Genomic DNA, 18,519 nt, shown 5'->3' with positions numbered 1-18,519 from the left:
GCACGACAACAAAGCTTGCTCATTTATGAGCAAGCCCACACAGGTTTAAAGGAAGTAGTAAATTAATGCATGTATTAATGGTTGCAGCAGAAAATGACGCGTTACCAGGCGCTAAAGTAGGCGGTGTGGCAGATGTAGTACGCGATGCCCCAAGGGCGCTCGCAAAGCAAGGTATAACGGTTGACGTTGTTATTCCTGACTACGGGTTTGAGCCGCTTGAGCGTATTTATATAGGTGAAGTAACCGTTGCATTTAATGCTCAACCGCATGTATTAACAGTTTTTAAAGTACAACAAGCCCAAAATAACGTAAGCCAAATTGTTATTAGCCACCCGCTATTTAGTGAATCAGGCAGTGTATATTGTAATGATGCACCGGGGAGGCCTTTTGCAACTGATGCGACAAAATTTGCTTTATTTAATGCAGCTGTCTGCGAAGCATTATTACAAGGTGTATTAAAGCGCCCTACAGCGCTACATTTACATGATTGGCACAGCGCCTGCGTTGCAGTTTTACTTAAGTTTGAGCCACGTTATAGCTCACTTAATACCTTACCCATTGCCTACACAGTGCATAATATTGCACTGCAAGGTATAAGACCTTTTAAACACGACGACTCAAGCTTAGAGGCATGGTTTCCGTCACTTAGTTATAATGGCCAGCAACTATGCGACCCGCGTTACCCTCATTGCTTTAATCCTATGCGCAGTGCAATAAATCTGTGCGATAAAATACATGTTGTATCACCAACCTACAGCCAAGAGGTTCTTGAACCTAGTAATTACGAGCATGGTTTTTTTGGTGGCGAAGGGCTTGAGCAAGATCTGCAAAATGCAGCAAGCCAAGGTAAGCTTGTCGGTATTTTAAATGGCTGCGAATATCCAAGCAATGCACTTGAAGGAGCAACTCTCGCTGATTTTTATAGCCAAGCAGAGAACACTTTATTTACTTGGATGGCAAATAGCGAGCAGTTACAAAGCGGCTACTATATTGCGCACCAACGACTACAGCAATTTAAAGCAACGGTTAATAATGGCCCATTAATCACAAGCGTTGGCCGACTTACAGAGCAAAAAGTGTTGTTATTGTGCCAGCAGGTTAATGAGGCTTTAGCTATTGATAAAGTGTGCCAAGTCATTAATGAACATAACGGCAGACTTATTATTCTAGGCTCGGGTGATAAAGAGCTCGAAAGCATATTTACCAAAGCGATGGCGCGTAATTCCAATCTTTTATTTTTGGAGGGTTATGGTCAAGGTGTTGGCGATTTAATGTATCAGCTAGGTGACTTATTTTTAATGCCAAGCTCGTTTGAGCCTTGTGGGATTAGCCAAATGCTAGCAATGCGTGCCGGGCAACCCTGTTTAGTGCACAGTGTTGGCGGATTAAAAGATACAGTTAAACACCATGAAAATGGTTTTAGCTTTAATGGCGACACGTTAGCAACACAAACGAGTAATTTAATTAGCTGTTTAGAGGAAACTCTCTTAATTAAAAAGCAGAATCCTAAAAAGTGGCATAAAATTAAGCACAGCGCAGAGCAAATGCGTTTTTCGTGGCCACAAGTGGCAACTGATTATATAACAACCTTATACCGGTAAATCGTTGCTGTACTTTAAAGTTTAGTGACAAATGTACCTGCTTAGGGTTTAATTACTTAGTATTATATAAAAACTAAGAAGTAGGTAATGTGTCTGTATTTGTTGCAAGGCAAGCAATATTCAATCGAAGTAAAAAAGTAGTAGCCTATGAGCTACTTTTTCGTGATAGTCCAAAAAATTATTTTCCAGATATTGCAGAAGGCCAAGCAACAGCAAGGCTTATTATGGAAAATCAATTAAATTTAGGTACACGCCATATTACATCAGGCAAAAAAGCGCTTATTAATATAGGACCAGAATCATTAAAACTCGATTTATGTGCTTTCCTACCATGCCAAGACGTTGTGATTGAGTTACTCGAAACCATAGAACCCACCGACGATAACTATGAACTATGCCGAGGTTTATTTCATAGTAACTACAAACTCGCACTCGATGACTTTGTATATAAACCACAGTGGGATCGTTTTTTAAAGCTTGTGAAGCTCATTAAATTTGATATTGCAATTACACCTCTTAGCGAAATACAGCCCATAATTAATAAGTTACAAGCTCATAAACAAATAAAAATACTAGCCGAAAAAATAGAAACACAAGAAGACTATAAGCTCGCCTTTGATATGGGGTTTGATTATTTTCAAGGCTATTTTTTTGCAAAACCTACCATGATCAAACAAAATGACATTGATTATAATTATGGTTTAGTCGTCGCTATTTACGCCGAAATAATGAAAAACAGTCCAGATATAAAAGCTATATCTGGACTGTTTGAGCTTGATGCTGCACTTGCATATAAATTACTGCGTTTAATTAACAGCGGTGTTTTTCCTATACAAAGCCAAATATCGTCATTAAAGCAAGCGCTTGTGTATTTAGGCCATGAACGCCTTAAAAAGTTTGTGAGCCTTATTGTTACTGCTCATACAGCGGGTAAAAAGCCTGCAGAGCTAATGCAAGTGTGTGTTGTACGTGCTCGTTTTTGTGAGTTGTTAGCAAAAAATGTTAATAAAAGCCAGTCAGGCGAAGCATTTTTAACTGGGTTATTTTCACTGCTGGATGCAATCCTTGATCAACCAATGAGCTTGCTTGTTGAAAAGCTACCTTTCCCTGATGAAATAAAAACGGCATTATTAGGGGATAAAAACACACTTTATTATATTTTAAACGTTGTTAAAGCATACGAAACAGGAAGCTGGTGGGCACTTGAACAAGCTGTACTTTTGCTAAATATAGACAGTGCTATACTTCCTCCACTTTACCAGCAGTCAGTCGATTGGGCTGACAGTTATAAGAATAATATTTAACGGATAATAGCTTTAATGCGCAATTATAATATGGACTTTATTCGCGGCGTTGCCGTACTTGGCCTAGTTTACATGAATGCTTACGCCTTCGGCCTTTTTGAATACGGGTATACCTCCTTAACTAATCCTCCTGTTAGCGACTCAATTATTCACACCTTTAGCAGTTTGTTTGTAGACGGGCGTTTTAGAACACTGTTTAGTTTGCTTTTTGGTGCTGGGCTTTACATTCAGTGGCAACGTTATAAGTCTGAATTGCAGTTAAAAAGCAGGCTCTATTGGTTAATCCTCTTTGGTTTAGCGCATGGTTTTTTACTTTGGGCAGGTGATATTTTATTTGTTTACGGTGTATCTGGCTGGTTTGTTATTAAATATTTAGAGAGTGATAGCACTGTTCTTTTAAAAAGAGGACTTGAGTTTATTTTGTTATCGGGTGTAGCTACTGTGCTTATTGTATCTAGCGTACCCGATGAAGTGATTTACCGTGATTCAGCACAGTTTATAGATTTATATAACCCACACTATATTGATTACTTTATTAGTAACCTCGCCATGAACACATTGATGCTTGTTATGGTGCCAATAATGACAATGTGGATGTGCGTGGGCCTTATGCTTATTGGCATTTATTTATATAAACAAGGCGTTTTTAGTAAAGGCTTAACGACTCAGCAATTAATAGTTTGCGGTGCAATGACCCTTGTTTTTTGTGGAATCAGGCTTTATGCATCACAGCTTAATGGCAGCTTAGGATATGGGGTGCAAGAATTTGTAAATATGTTTGCGGCCCTAGGTATGGCTACGCTGTATATTCATTTAATTGTTAAATTTTGCAATAACAGAGCACACGTCGGCATGCTTATTCAACAAGCAGGGCGCTTAGCATTTACTTTATATATTAGCCAAACACTCATACAACTGTTGTTATATAAAGTGCTATTTACCCACTGGGTGCTCAGTTTTGATCGTATTGACTATTGGTTAGTTGCAACGGCATTAGTTGCGCTGCAGCTCATATTTACCTTTTTATACAGCCGCTATTTTAATCAAGGTCCGCTTGAATGTGTATGGCGTAAATTAACTAAAGTAAAAATTAGTGCTTAAACGCCTATAAATAGTAAATTAGGGGCGAAAAAATAGTGTGGGTGGTTTACACTACTCGCCTTAAAAATTACTACGCTATAAGTGCCATGACCGAATTAAAACGTTTAAATAAATTTATTAGTGAAACAGGATTTTGTTCACGCCGCGAAGCCGATAAATATATTGAGCAAGGTCGTGTCAGCGTTAATGGCTACTCACCAGAAATGGGCGTAAAAGTAGCCGCTACCGATGTTGTATTAATTGATGGTAAGCCGCTTAAAGCCACGCCAAAGCGCGTTTACATTGCCTACAATAAACCCGTTGGCATAACGTGTACTACCGAAAGTAAAATTCAAAGTAATATTATTCGCGCGGTAAATTATCCTACGCGTATATTCCCAATAGGGCGCTTAGATAGACCGTCTGAAGGGCTTATATTTTTAACTAACGAAGGCGATATCGTTAATAAAATTTTACGTGCGGGCAATAATCACGAAAAAGAATACGTTGTTACGGTAGATAAACCGCTTAATCGTCAGTTTGTTACAAAAATGGCGAATGGTGTGCCTATTTTAGATACCGTTACTAAAGAATGTAAAGTAACGCAAAGTGGCCCCAAAGAATTTAAAATAGTACTTACCCAAGGCTTAAACCGTCAAATACGCCGCATGTGTGAATACTTAGGCTACGAAGTTGTAACCTTAAAACGTACGCGCATAATGAACGTAACACTTAAAGGTTTGAAAGTAGGGCAATGGCGTCACTTGTCAGATATTGAAATGGCGCAAATAAACGATTCGATTTCTGATTCTGGTAAAACCCAAGAGCACTCGCTTGATACTAATAAGCAATCAGAAAATAATGCACCTTTAGCACCTAAAAAACGTGATTTTCAGGGCGAAAACCCACGACGCTTTAATAATGGTGATCGAAATAATGAGCGTAGTACTGAGCGAAATACAAATCGTAACTCTGAGCGCAGCAACGCTAACACAGAGCGCAAAAATGAGCGCAGTAATACTCCTTACCAAAAGCGTTCTACAACGTATGTGGGTAAGCCAAAAAGCATTAAAGAGAACAAGTCGTCTAATGCTAAATCAGACTCAAAACCAAGCTCGGACCGTATTCTCAGTCTAAAAAAATAATGTGCAGCTAAGTGGTATTCTACTACCACTGTATTTCTTGTACTATTTTACCAAGTGGGCTTTTAACGCCCACTAAGTTTACGTTGTTATTTTGCAAACCCACCAATCTACCTTTATCTAAATACCATCTAAAAGTGTGCTTTTTATAGCTTTTTAAATCCAGTACAGTCAGTTTTGCGCAACTGTATTCATAATCAGTTGGGCAAGTACCTACTTCGAGTAACTGATATTCTTGCTGCCATATATTATCGCCGTATTTATTAGCCAGTAACTTTACTGAAATACATACTGACGTCCACAACCATAAGTAAATTAAAATAGGTAAACCAATTGGTATAAATACTGAGCGGAACTTCCCATGTTCAACAATATAATCTTTAACCGTATGTTTAAATTCAAAGTTATTATTATATTTTTTATATAGGTGCCTAAATAAAGCAACCGATAACACGATCGTCATTATTGGAAATAACGTAAATGTTAAAGTGTCGTATATACCGTTGGGGATAAAAGCGGGATCGGCTTGTTCATCCCATGCAAGTAAAACCAGTGGAGGTGCTGTTACTAAAAGTAATAAGGCGCTGTTGAATAGTTGTTTAAAGGTCACAGGGGATTCACTTATAAAATGCTGCTTGTATAAAGCCCAAATTAGCGCTTAATGTTTAGCTATTGAATGCTAAAGCCAATATAAAATAAGAGTATACCTAAATAAATTGCAATCGCCGATAATGCGTTTTTAGAGCGCAGGCGTTTAGCTATATCGCGTGTACCATCAATCATACCGGAAATAATACCAATTCGCTTAATTAAGTAATCTATTTTGAGGATGGAAAAACGTGTTGATAGCTAGGCAAAAAATTCGCTATTTAGTTGTTCTAAATGAGAATTTTTTAACACAGGTAGCGACACGTTTAGCCCCGCAAAATGATTAAGTATTATTGCGGGTTGGTATAATCAGCAGTAAACCACCTGTAAATCGGTAGTTGTTTAAGTTCACGTTACCATTATCGTCAGTTATAAAGCGTAAATAACCAAAAAGTATAAAAAGACTGCTTGCTATTAGTACTGCAATTTTAAAGTTTTCCAATGCTTTTCCATAATATTGAGTTAGATACTAAAACGCCACTGAGTCTAGTCAGTGGCATTTAACTATATTACGAATTTAGTATTTATCCATATTTACTTTACAAAACCACCTAGAGGCTTTAATAGAAGTGGTGACAGTGCAGCATGTTTATCGGTTAGTTCTTTAGGTAAATCACCCAAATGAACCATACGTGTTGGTGTTGCTGCAGCAATCCAGCGCTCTGCATGATCATCCCAGTTTTGGATGTGTATGTGCGAGGCTTCTAAATCTCTAAAGCGCTCATAAACCATAATATCGCCATCGTCAGACATGTAATATTGGTAATTTAGTGTACCAGGCTCTGTTTTTGCACGTTCTACTTGTGAATTCATTACTTCACGAAAGGCATCTAACTGGCCAGGGTTTAGCTTGGCTTCAACAATCCAGCCAAAATTATCAAATGTCGTATCACCGTTTTTGTTAATTTGACTCGTTTGTTCTTCTTCGCGAGAAAAGCCACCAAATGGTTTTAGCCAAAGAGGGCTTAAAGCCGCATGACGCTCACGAACATCTTCAGGTAATTCGCCTAAATGCACCATGCGTGTTGGTGCAGCAGCCGCCATCCAACGTGCTGAATGATCGTCCCAATTTTCAATATGTTCGTGTGAAGAGTCTGCATCAGCAAAGCGTTCGTAAACTAAAACATCGCCAGCATCAGACATATAATATTGATAATTTTTAGTGCCAACTTCATTAAGTGCGCGATTAACTTGTGAATTCATCACCGCTTTAAAGTTTTCAAGTTCACCAGCATTAAGTTTAGCTTCTACTATCCATCCAAAATTTTTAAACATGACTTTCTCTACTTAAATAAATTGCCTCTGTATAAGTGAGGCTAAAAAGTTAAAGGCAATTTCTATCGCCCTAGTTAGCATACCTATCGCTTAATTGGTAAGTGCTTAGATAACGAAGCTAAGTGTACAGAGTATTTAAATATTGATAATAATCGCATTTATTTAATCAGTTTATAGTAAATGTATATAATAGTGGTTAGCCTATTTTGCAGGCCATTTAAATTTTTAAGTTAAAATTGCTTTATAGACGTGTTGTTAAGCTATTTACAAGTACACTTAGTTATATGAAGGGTAAGCTGTTAAGATGCGCCGTCTTAATAATGTAGAAAGGTTATAGAAGTAACATGTCAAAATTTTTCTTTATGGGTAAGCCCGACATAATGGGTAAAAATAACAGTAATGGATTTGCGCCAAATCGTACTGCAAAGGTAGGCACAGAGTTGCACCCGTTAACGCTAATTGTAAACTCAGCTGAACGACAATCAGAAATAGAAGCAATACTAGAAGAGCATTCGCTGTTTGCTTCAATTGAAGTTAAAGCAGACGTACCAGAAGATATTCGCGAACTAGACTTTGCGCTTAGCAAGTCAACACCACAAGTATTTGATAAAGTACCAGAGCGTAACGCACCTTGTGTATGTGGTAGCGGCAAAAAATATAAGAAGTGTTGCGGTTAGTTTCTTAACAACTAAATATGTAGCCTTTCTTTTTTCATTGGTATTAAATAAAAATGCCACTGACCTTGAGCCAGTGGCATTTTTAATGTTAACCGATTATATGTTTAACTACTTACGTGGCTCGTAATCAATTCTAAATATAACCGTGTACAGTACCGGCACTACAATTAAAGTCAAAATTGTAGCAAAGCCCAAACCAAACATAATTGTTACCGCCATTGACTGAAAAAACACGTCAAATAGCAGCGGGATCATACCCAAAATAGTAGTTATAGCTGCCATTGCAACCGGTCGTACACGGCTCACACCAGAGTCAAACACGGCCTCATAGGGCGATTTACCTTCCCTTAATTCAAGATTTATTTGATCAACTAATACAATACCGTTTTTAATTAGCATACCGCTTAAGCTTAACAAACCAAGTAGCCCCATAAAGCTAAACGGAGCATTCATCGCTAACAAGCCCGCGCTTACACCAATAATAGCCAACGGCACAGTTGCCCAAATAACAAGTGGCTGTTTAAGTGAGTTAAAAAGTAATACCGTGACTGCAAACATAGCTAAATAACCCAGCGGTAATGAGCCAAATATTGCTTTTTGCGCCTTGCTTGATGACTCAAACTCGCCGCCCCATTCTAGTTGGTAACCACGCGGTAGTTCCATGTTCTCTATCGGACCGCGAATACGCGCAAATAATTTAGCGGGCGTTTCGTCTCCTAATACATTGTGATCGGCCATTACTGTAATAGTACGTTTGCGATCGCGGCGCATTATTAGGCTGTCTTCCCACTGCACATCAAATTCGTCTACAACCTGAGTCACTGGTACAAATACACCCAATACTGGGCTGTATATTTGAAGGTCGTGTACGCTTTCTACGTTTAAGCGCTCGTTAGCAGGAGAGCGGGCAATAATGGGCAGCAATTGCGTACCATCGCGATATACGCCCACTTGTTTACCCGATAAGCTCGTTAGTAATACATTGTCTAAGTCTGATTTACTAATACCTAATCGACGTGCTTTTTGCTCGTTAAATTGCGGGCGAATCATTTTGGTACGTGCGCGCCAGTCATCACGAATATTGTATGCACCATCGTCGCTACCAATCAATTCTTCGGCTGTAGCAGCGAGTTGTCTTAAAACAACAGGGTCAGGGCCTGAAAAACGTGCTTCTATTTTTGCATCAGTAGAGGGGCCAATTTCCATCGGTTTAATTTTAAGCTGTGCAGAGAGTGCATGATTGCTTGAGTAATCACGCACTGTCTGCATTACAGTTGCTACGGCTTCTCTGTCGGCAACACGAATAATTAATTGGCCGTACGCGGGGTATGATTTTTCTGGCGCGTAGGTAAGCATAAAGCGCGGTGCACCTTGGCCTGTAGTACTTGTTACTTCTTCAACAAGGTCTTCTTTTTGTAAAAACTCTTCGAGCTTTTTAACGCCCTCTAGGGTTGAGCGAATATCAGAGCCTTGCTCTTGCCAGTAATCTACATAAAACATAGGTGTATTAGAGGCAGGAAAAAACGACTGTTTTACAGAGCCAAAACCAATAACCGCAGTACACAGTAAAACAACCATTAATATAAGCGTGGTTTTTCTAAAGTGCAGCGCTAAATCTAAAATCGCTTTGTAACCATTAAAAATAAAGCCTTTGTATGGGTCTTCATCTTCTTGGCCTTCTTCGTTTTTAAATTCGTTTTCTTTAAACATTAAATTGGCAAAAAATGGCGTTAGCGTAATGGCTGTTATCCAGCTTAATAAAAGCGAAATAAACAACACCCAAAACAAGCTACCGGCAAATTCACCACTGGCATCAGAGCTTAAACCAATTGGCGCAAAGGCAGTGACTGCAATTACTGTTGCACCTAATAAAGGCCATTTTGTTTGCTCAACAATATTAACAGCCGCTTTGAGTTTTGTTTGGCCACGTTTAAGGTTTATAAGTATGCCTTCGGTGACGACTATTGCGTTATCAACCAGCATCCCTAGAGCAATAATAAGTGCCCCAAGCGATATACGTTGCAAGTCGATGGCAAACAACTTCATAAATATAAACGTACCCAGTACGGTAAGCAGTAAAATACCACCAATTAAAATGCCGCTTTTTAAACCCATAAATAACAGCAGTACAACAATAACAATCGCAATGGCTTCAAGTAAGCTGATAATAAAACCATCAACCGATTTTTGAACCTCTTGTGGTTGGTTGTATACCGAATTTATGTGAATACCATGAGGGCGTTGATATTCAAGTGATGCTAAATGCTCGTCTATGTTTTTACCCACATCAACCACGTTAACACCCGACATAAACGACACGCCAATAAGTAAAGCTTGCTGAGAGTTATAACGAATAATGTTATTTGGTACTTCTGCGTACTCTCTGTAAACCTTTGCTACATCGCCTAAGTAAATAAGCTCATTGGCACCTGATTTTGAAATTAATAAGGTTTCGAGCTCTTTTACATCTTTAAATTCACCAGTAGGATGTAAGCGAATTGATTCATCGCCCACGCGAATTTTACCCGCGTTAGATACCGTATTTTGCGATTGCAATAACTGGAATATATGGCTTGGCGCAATACCTAATTGAGCGAGTTTACGCGTAGAAACTTCAACCATTACTTGCGCTTGTTGTTGGCCCGCAACGGTTACTTTACTAACACCTTTAACCAATACCAGTTCGCGCTTTAAAAAATCGATGTAATCTTTAAGCTCATCATACGAATAACCATCGCCGGTTACCGAATACATAACACCGTAAACATCGGCAAAGTCGTCCAAAATAGTGCTTGGGTAAACACCACTAGGTAATGACGGAGAAAGGTCGTTAATTTTACGACGCATTTCATCCCAAATTTGGCGAAGCTGCTCTTTACGATAATTGCTTTTCATTTCTACAGAAATTTGTGATTTACCGTTAGATGAAATAGACGTAACGTAATCAACATAAGGCAATTGCTGAATCGCGTTTTCAATCGGAAAAGTGACTTCTTCTTCAACTTGCTGCGGCGAAGCGCCAGGGTACATGGTAATAACCATGGCTTTTTTAAGCGTAAACTCAGGGTCTTCTAATTGCCCTAAATCAAAGTACGACACACTACCGCCAATTAATAGCAGCAGGGTAAACATCCAACTGATTACTTTTTTCTCTATGGAGAGTTGTGCAAAGCTCATAATTATAAGCCTCGCTCTTTATTCCATGCTCTTACTTTCATGCCTTCTTTTAGTGAATGCACACCGGCTGAAACCACAATTTGGCCCTCTTCAATACCGCTTAATACTTCAATACCATCGCGGTGCAACTGGCCAACCTTTACAGCTTGTTTATGCACTTGGCTAGTTTTTGAATCAAAAAGCCATACGTAGGCGTTATCTTCAATTGATTCTTGCGGCTCAGAAAACACCGACTCGATAGGTAATATTGTATAAGCAACTTGCGAGCGTGTTACTTTACTTAAATCAATAAGCACGCTACCCGTCATACCCGCTAGTAAATTAAAGTCCTCAGGTACTGGTAGCGAAAACACAACTTTATAGGTAAGTGTTGCAGGATCTGCTTGGGTGTCCCACTCTTTAATATCAAGTGTGTATTCTTTATCGTCAAAGCCATCAAACTTTACAGTAGGGTGGTAATCGGTGCCTTTTTTAAGGCGAGCGATTATTTTTTCAGGAACCTGAATTTCTACGTCCATTAAATCGCGTGTTTCTAAGCGTAATATATTTTGCTTTGCTTGAATATTTTCAAAGTTTTTAACAAATACCTTTGCGACCGTGCCTGAAAATGGTGCGCGTAGTTCACTGTATTCAAGGTTCGTTTGTGCAATTCTAAATGCAGATTCAGCAATTTGCATATTAGCAGTGGCTTGATCTAATTCTGATTGGCTGGTGATTTTTTTCTCAAACAATTGCTCAATACGGCCAAGTTGTGATTTTGCCAATTCAAAGCGCGCTTTACGTTCGTCAAACTGTAATTGAAAATCTTCTGGATCCAGTTTTGCTAATAAATCACCTTTTTCAACGTGTTCACCAGCAAGCACAGGAAACTTAACAAGTTCGCCGTTTACCCTAAAAGCAAGGTACGAGCCTTGGTTTGCAACAACTTCAGCAGGAAAACTACGAATGTTAATTTGCGTATCATGACCTATGTTGAATAATTTAACAGGGCGAATAGGCTCTTCTTTAACTTGTTGTTCTGGCTCAGAACAGGCTATTAAGCTAAGTAAGGTCGTTGTTAATAAACATAGACGAAAGAGTTTCATGTCTTCTCCGTTGCAATGATGGCAAAATAATTAAGTGCAGCATACGCTGCAAACATATAAAATAAAAATCATTAAATTTTAGAAACTCAATAAGTTTTATTTATGATGTTGCAGAGCGGTATATGAAGCTGAATCAATTAATAATTTTAGATGCCATAGTGCAAAGCGCAAGCTTAAGCGGAGCAGCACTAAAGCTACATAAAACGCAGCCAGCGCTTACACTCGCCATTAAAAACTTAGAAGCCAAAATAGGATTTGAGTTACTAGACAGAAGTAAGTACCGATTACAGCTTACTGAAAAAGGGCGTGTTTTTCACCGCGAAGCGCAGCAACTACTGCATGCCAACGACGAGCTAGCACAGCTCGCTAAAGAATTAGCATTAGGTAATGAACCCCAATTTAGAGTTTGTTACGAACAACTTTGTCATATGCAGAGTTACAACGAGATCATAAGTAATACTTTTAGGTTGTTTACCAGCACCGAATTTAGCTTAACAAGCGGGAAGCGCTTTATTTCATTAGAGCAAGTAAACAGTGGGCAAGCCGAATTAGGCATTGGCCCGTGGTTTGATTTATTTCATGCGACAGGCGATTTAGAAAGCGTACCTATAGGCAGGCTCGATATTGGCATTGTGAGCGCTAAAGGCGTACTTCCTCAAAAGCTCACCTATAGCGAACTGCAAACGTATCCGTGTTTAGCCATGTTTGAAAGTGACTTGAGTATCGACAGCGACAGGCTATCGTACTCAAAAGGCTCCGCCATGATGAAAATTGATGATGTATCGACCCTAAAATCGTTTTTACTCTCAGGCGCGGGTTGGGCAATGATGAGCCTAGAGCACTGCGACCCTGAAATAAAAGCAGGCTTACTTCAAGAAATACACATCACTGACCGAGAGCATAAATTTAGCGCGCAAATTAGAGCCTTTAGGCAGCATGCAATGCACCACGGCCCTGTAGCGCGTACTATCTGGGAGCAATTTAAAACTCTTAGTGAGGAATATTCTAACAACAATGGATATTGATAAAGAAACACTTATTTATACTGTTATCGCAGGCATACCAGTAGGAAAAGTAGCAAGTTACGGGCAAGTTGCAGCACTTGCGGGCTACCCGCAAAATTCACGGTTGGTCGGGCGCTTATTAAAAGTGATGCCAAACGATTCGGTTATACCTTGGCACAGGGTCGTGAATAGCCAAGGTAAAATATCATTCCCTGCAGGTAGCGAAAAATACCAAGAACAGCGCGAAAAGCTACTATCAGAAGGCGTACTGTTTAAAAGCGACAAAGTGAATATGCGCGAGTGCCGGTGGGAGTGATATGACTATTATGGGCAGGTAAGTGCCATAGCTGACTACGACGACTTAGCCTGTTGTTATGTGCATTTTTGCCAGTGATACTCCATTTGCTTAGCTGTTTGCTCAGCTAAATTTAAGGTCGATAGTTCTGACACTAAGTGTAAACTCATATCAATTCCAGCTGATATGCCACCAGAAGTTATATATTTACCTTGAGAGACCCAACGATGATCACTCACAACATTTAATTTCGGGTAGATAGCACTGAGATCGGCTATATCTTCCCAATGCGTTGTAACTGTTAAACCATTTAGTAAATTAGCTTCAGCTAAAATGAACGCTCCTGTACAGACAGATGCGACTCTTTTTGATGTACTAGCAACATTCGAAATCCAAGATATTACAGCAGGCTTTTTAACTTCCTCTGTATGTATACCTCCAACAACTATAAGCACATCAATATTCGGATGAGTCTCAAATGAGAAATGTCCGTGCACTGGAAAACCACCACGAGCTTGTACAACATCAGGTTTTTCAGAAACTAAAAATACATTCCAATTTTTATTGCCTAAACGATTTGCAGTGCTTAAAACTTCAAATGGTCCAGAGAAATCAAGAACTTCTGCATCATCGTATATGTATATTCCGATATTCATACTCTGTATACTCCATTACACATAACAATCTTAAAATGTGCTAATCACGAATACTTCTGCTGTTGTCACGCTCATTTTTCTGCTTTATATAGTTTTAACAAATTACCTAAAATATTACTCTTACTAAGTTTTCTATTATCTTTGGTAAAGCTAAATGTAATAATATGCGGGTGTCGCAAAAGTGCCATGAGCGGACGCTCATAACCTTAGTCACTTGTTATACGCGTTTCTCAACTTTCCAAGGAGGATTTAAGCGGTTTTCACCTGCCCAGTAAAGTTTGATTTTATTACCAGACGGATCTTTAAGTATTGCTTCTTTCCACAAGTACCGTTGCTCTGTCGGCTGTTGTTCAAACTGAAAACCTTTTTTAGTCAACTCAGCACACAGTTCATCAAGTTTTTCATGCTCGAAGTAAATCACAGAACTGTTTTCAAATTCACTGGATTCGAGTGATAAGGAAAAAGTAGAATTCCCATCTGGGCAAGAAAACCTTGCGTAATGGGGCGTATCGACAATTTGAGTGAAGCCGAGTTTTAGATAAAAGTTAGCAGCAACATCCATATCTTTTACTGGTAAAGTAACCTGATTAAGTTCCATTTAAACTCCTAGCGTATAACTTTTCAATAACGGGCAGGCACGTAGGGCATAATAGCGAAGCCGCCCTGCGTGTATGCGTCCCAGTGAGCGAGTTTATTGAGTTGTTATGCATGTTTATATACAGAGTGAGTTGTATTTTTAAAACAGTGTAAGGCGATAAAGGCCCCTAAAGTTAAACTAGCCACACTGCACAAATAATTTAAGTCATAGATTATCGTTTCCATTCGGCTCTCACTGTCGAGAAAAACATAACACGAGGAAATTATGTAAAGTAAAGCTATAACAGAGCTCCCAATTTTATAGGAAATCTTTGACGTGTTAAAAGCAGCGAACAGCAATGCTACTGAAAAAAACACACTTGAAAATGCTCCGATGTAATAAGCTGAATCTTGGAATTGATAACCTAATTCTTCATTTCGTAACATGACAAAAGGGGATATGAAACCGATTAATTCGGCTAGAATTGGTCCACTAAATAGTCCAAAGATTAAAATTTTAAGAGCACGGATCACTACACCTCCTTCTAAATGTATAACAACTTTATCAGAGGACACTTTTCCTATTTTAGCGCGAAAACATCCTTATTTTATGAACGTATATTAATAACAAATAGTGTAAGTTATTACTAGTTATAAATATCATGCTTTCTGTGGCATATATAAACATGTAAAAAAGAGGAAAGTTTCCTCTTATTCTGACTAAGTTAATGACGACTCACCTGACCGACCGGTTATCGCTTTTTGCCGAAGTACAGCTGAGTGTTAAAAGAAGCTATTACGGTATAACTCGTTTCTGCCCCAAAACAAGTTAGGGTGATTAGCCATTGTGGGACTTTGACCTACTTTTCCCAAAAAATAGCGATTCAAGTTCAATGTTTACAAGACTCGTTAACAGTGGGATTATAGAATCATGTGGCATAATAAACGTATTGGCTTTGTCGCCATCAAAACAAAATTCCACGGAAATTGAAGGTCAATATGGACATATTAAAAAGAGTTTTTATCAAAAAAGTAGTGGACGACCTCATTCCATTGAATGGGGCAGAGTTTGAGTACTTGTGTAAACCTATTTTTGACATACTTGTAGGTGAGCAATCCATTCATAAAGGTAGCAATTTGTATGCTAAACCAATTAGCAGGACTGTAGATTTCTCTACAAATAACTTTGAAGTCGTAGGACAGTGCGGTACAGACGGTGACTATTTTGATGTTTTCAGTCGTAAGTTTGATAAATTGATTGAACTTAAATTAGGTAATACTAAGCCCATAAAAGATATTAATTCAACATTAAACAATAGCCCCCAATGTTCAAAAATAATTTTATTTGCTAACCAAGAAGCCAAAGGTGGTAGGTTAGACAATGTAAACAAAGTTATCCGCCACATTGGTATAGAACAAGATGTAGATGTTATTGATTCCGAACAAATAGCCGAAATCATTTTTGATAATATCGGAAATCAAAAGCTAGTTTTATCGTTGATAGACTACCTTCCCACGGCAAGTCAAATATATTCAGCAATTTCAATGCATAATGAATTACCTCCTTTACCATCAGACTTTATTGTTAGAAAGGATGAAAATTCAATAATCGACATAGTTAGAGACAATCAAGTATCTGCAATTCATGGTGTAAGTGGTATTGGCAAAAGTAAAGTCGCACTTGGTGTCGCACATAAGCTTTCTGAAGAATTCGATTCAGTCATTTGGGTTAATCTAGGTGAAGGAAAAACCTTCAACTTTAAATCAGTAAAAGTTGGGGACTTTGATAAAAATCTTAACTTAGCAAACCTTTGCGAAACTTATAAGACTTTGGTTATTTTAGATAATTTTTGTGGCAATGCAGATGAACTTAAGTCAAATTTTAGCTCTTTTGCTAATTCAGATAGTAGAGTAATAATAACATCTATAGAACGTTTATTGAGTCGAACGAAAAGCTTTCATCTTTCTGAAATGGACGAGGATGAATCTAGAGCATTAATTAGTAGCCACATTAATATCGATGACAAGTATATTGAAGCATTCATTTCTAATATTGGAGGTCATCCTCTTTGTTTAGAACTAGTCTGTCAAATTATTGAAGATGAAGAGTATGATGAAGCTGAAATAAATGAATTCATTCAAGAAATTGAGCAAATTCCAGCAGAAATAGTAAAAGGGCGTTCGCAGAGCATATCAGATCTCGTGATTGGTAAGCATTCTGATAGATTTTCTCGTGAGTTTACTCTATTGTCTTTATTAAACTCAGAGCAAGTAAGTAACTACGTTCTAAATAAAGTTCTAGGTAAAAGAGCAATAAGAAATCTAGAAAAAAGTTCTCTTATTGTTCGTTCTGGTATTAACTTTTCAACTATTCACTCTATTGTTTTATTGTCAATAAATAACCTATTTTCGACCAGTAAAGAAAAGGATGGGTTCAAAAATGAAATTTGTGATCTTCTATTAGTAGAAAACGAGTTCAAACGTTCTGACTATTATAGCTTTTGCGTAATGCATCACGAATTATTAAGAGCACTTTATCAAAGTGATTTATCTGAAAATAGAAAAAAAGCTTTACTGTATGCAATAATTCAAACTACGGATAACTTAGTAAACAAGGAATCTTTAATTAAAGAAATCGAGAATTTTTCCTTGGATAATAATACTCTCGAAGATTTACTATTGATGATTGAAAAGTTTGAGTTGGAACTTATATCAATAAACAGGAAGAGTGATGAAGACGAATATCAACAAAAATCTGAGGAAGTAATTGGCATATTAAGCAGTATAGACTCCAACCTTGAAGGCGGGTCTAACCTAGAACTATTAGTGAAGCATCATATTGCTAAATTGTATTATTGGAAAGGTAACGCTACGATATCTAAGGAGCTTTTTGAAGATCTTATAAAGAGATTCCCAGACAGTGAACAGTGTATATTACAGTTGGCTCGTATTTTGGATAACGAAAAGGACTATAAAGGTGCCGCTAGTTATGTAGATTTGGTTCTAGGTAAAAAAACATCTAGTCTATCTCACTCAATTGTGTTGTCTTTTTATGATCTTATTGCAAACTCTCAATATAAGGAGTCTAGAGAAAACTATATAGATAGCCGTATAGAAGAGTTTATCTCAGACATATCGATTACTTTACGTTCATCGTTTGATCACCCATATCGAGTATTGAGCTCATTATCAGGGCACCTTGGTTACAACTTTAAAGATGAGTTTAGGACATTATGTGCAAATTTACCTGCACCTGATAATGTTAACCAAAACGAAAAGTTGATGATTGCTTATGCGAACATTCAGATGGCACTTTATCGAGTGTATAAGTACAGTAATTTAGAAGACAAAGATGAGAAACTAAGAATTACAGCAACTTTAGCTGAAAAATATTACCTTGAATCCAGCCCATCTAATGATTTTGACAATTTAAAAGTCGCAAAGTTTTATAATGAAATCGATAATTTCGAAAAAGCTGGTGGTTTTCTAGATAAGATAGAAAATCAAGATCAATTTTATTTTCAGAGTAAAGCCAAACAGTTAAAAGGCATTAGAGATTTTGACAATGCACTTATAGCTATAGATAAAGCCGTTGAAGGTGAGCGAGCTGATAAAAATAGAGCGTGGTTCTTAAGCAGTTTTTTAAACGATAGGGCTGAAATTCTAAATATAGCTGGAAATCGAGAATCAATCGACACTCTCAAAGAAGCAATAGACATGCAAAAAAACTTCAACACAAAAGAATCATGGGCGCGTAAATTAGCTCAATGGAAAAAAATAAATAGATAAAAACCAAATTGGGCAGACACAAATATATTGCTGAAATAGTCTCTATCTTGTAAAAGTGTTTGTCCAACTTGCTTCTTTTACTTCTTGTATTTGTTACGTGTACTAAATCATTTTCTAGTGGCTAATTAACAATGACATATATGGACGCTCCCTTGAAGTCAAGACGAGCTAATGTCTAAACATCAAAATTGATGCCTTTATTTAATTGTC

Annotated in this window: 14 protein-coding genes; 8 read left to right on the top strand and 6 right to left on the bottom strand. The window is 37.9% G+C overall.

Features of this window, described 5'->3' with window-relative positions; genetic code table 11:
* Positions 1-65 precede the first annotated feature (65 nt).
* The 4 genes from I6E72_RS15800 (at position 66) to rluF (ending at position 5,130) form a co-directional block, all read left to right on the top strand.
* On the top strand, positions 66-1,601 hold the full coding sequence (locus tag I6E72_RS15800; RefSeq protein WP_197113045.1) for a glycogen synthase: 1,536 nt from the start codon (positions 66-68) through the stop codon (positions 1,599-1,601).
* An 89-nt stretch (positions 1,602-1,690) separates the two neighbouring features.
* Positions 1,691-2,905 carry an EAL and HDOD domain-containing protein gene (locus I6E72_RS15795; protein ID WP_197113043.1) on the top strand — a complete coding sequence of 405 codons (1,215 nt, stop codon included), beginning with the start codon at positions 1,691-1,693 and terminating at the stop codon, positions 2,903-2,905.
* Between the two features lie 30 nt (positions 2,906-2,935).
* On the top strand, positions 2,936-4,006 hold the full coding sequence (locus I6E72_RS15790; RefSeq protein WP_197113116.1) for a DUF418 domain-containing protein: 1,071 nt from the start codon (positions 2,936-2,938) through the stop codon (positions 4,004-4,006).
* A gap of 86 nt (positions 4,007-4,092) precedes the next feature.
* On the top strand, positions 4,093-5,130 hold the full coding sequence (gene rluF / locus I6E72_RS15785) for a 23S rRNA pseudouridine(2604) synthase RluF (protein WP_033012488.1): 1,038 nt from the start codon (positions 4,093-4,095) through the stop codon (positions 5,128-5,130).
* Between the two features lie 22 nt (positions 5,131-5,152).
* Here the strand turns inward: rluF and I6E72_RS15780 are convergent, their stop codons facing one another.
* Together I6E72_RS15780 and I6E72_RS15775 are read right to left on the bottom strand one after the other, a co-directional pair.
* Entirely contained in the window at positions 5,153-5,737 is a 585-nt protein-coding gene (locus tag I6E72_RS15780) for a hypothetical protein (protein ID WP_197113041.1), read from the bottom strand.
* A 572-nt stretch (positions 5,738-6,309) separates the two neighbouring features.
* Positions 6,310-7,050: a putative quinol monooxygenase gene (locus I6E72_RS15775; protein ID WP_197113039.1), complete on the bottom strand. Its 741-nt coding sequence runs from the start codon at positions 7,048-7,050 to the stop codon at positions 6,310-6,312.
* Between the two features lie 344 nt (positions 7,051-7,394).
* On the opposite strand from I6E72_RS15775, the gene I6E72_RS15770 reads away from it, so the two are divergent.
* The gene (locus I6E72_RS15770; RefSeq protein ID WP_010552992.1) at positions 7,395-7,727 is read left to right on the top strand and encodes a PBPRA1643 family SWIM/SEC-C metal-binding motif protein; all 333 of its coding nucleotides are present in this window, start codon (positions 7,395-7,397) and stop codon (positions 7,725-7,727) included.
* A gap of 108 nt (positions 7,728-7,835) precedes the next feature.
* On the opposite strand, the gene I6E72_RS15765 is transcribed toward I6E72_RS15770, so the two are convergent.
* Together I6E72_RS15765 and I6E72_RS15760 are read right to left on the bottom strand one after the other, a co-directional pair.
* Complete coding sequence (locus tag I6E72_RS15765) at positions 7,836-10,904, bottom strand: efflux RND transporter permease subunit (protein WP_197113037.1); 3,069 nt, start codon at positions 10,902-10,904, stop codon at positions 7,836-7,838.
* A gap of 2 nt (positions 10,905-10,906) precedes the next feature.
* On the bottom strand, positions 10,907-11,989 hold the full coding sequence (locus I6E72_RS15760) for an efflux RND transporter periplasmic adaptor subunit (protein WP_024591780.1): 1,083 nt from the start codon (positions 11,987-11,989) through the stop codon (positions 10,907-10,909).
* 122 nt (positions 11,990-12,111) lie between these two features.
* On the opposite strand from I6E72_RS15760, the gene I6E72_RS15755 reads away from it, so the two are divergent.
* Positions 12,112-13,014 carry a LysR family transcriptional regulator gene (locus I6E72_RS15755; RefSeq protein WP_165725478.1) on the top strand — a complete coding sequence of 301 codons (903 nt, stop codon included), beginning with the start codon at positions 12,112-12,114 and terminating at the stop codon, positions 13,012-13,014.
* Positions 13,004-13,309 (top strand): MGMT family protein, encoded by a 306-nt coding sequence (locus I6E72_RS15750; protein ID WP_197113035.1) that lies wholly within the window; start codon positions 13,004-13,006, stop codon positions 13,307-13,309. The genes I6E72_RS15755 and I6E72_RS15750 overlap by 11 nt, the downstream gene beginning before the upstream one ends.
* A gap of 56 nt (positions 13,310-13,365) precedes the next feature.
* On the opposite strand, the gene I6E72_RS15745 is transcribed toward I6E72_RS15750, so the two are convergent.
* Complete coding sequence (locus tag I6E72_RS15745) at positions 13,366-13,944, bottom strand: DJ-1/PfpI family protein (RefSeq protein WP_197113033.1); 579 nt, start codon at positions 13,942-13,944, stop codon at positions 13,366-13,368.
* A gap of 217 nt (positions 13,945-14,161) precedes the next feature.
* A complete protein-coding gene (locus tag I6E72_RS15740) occupies positions 14,162-14,542 on the bottom strand; it encodes a VOC family protein (RefSeq protein ID WP_197113031.1) in 381 nt (126 codons plus the stop codon).
* Positions 14,543-15,519: 977 nt separating this feature from the next.
* On the opposite strand from I6E72_RS15740, the gene I6E72_RS15735 reads away from it, so the two are divergent.
* Positions 15,520-18,309, top strand: coding sequence for a tetratricopeptide repeat protein (locus tag I6E72_RS15735; protein ID WP_197113030.1), 2,790 nt, complete (start codon positions 15,520-15,522; stop codon positions 18,307-18,309).
* Positions 18,310-18,519 lie beyond the last annotated feature (210 nt).

The organism is Pseudoalteromonas sp. NSLLW24 (assembly GCF_015864725.1).
GTDB lineage: Bacteria > Pseudomonadota > Gammaproteobacteria > Enterobacterales > Alteromonadaceae > Pseudoalteromonas > Pseudoalteromonas arctica.
Note: the sequence above shows the minus strand (reverse complement) of the source record. Positions and strands in the feature narration are given on the sequence as shown.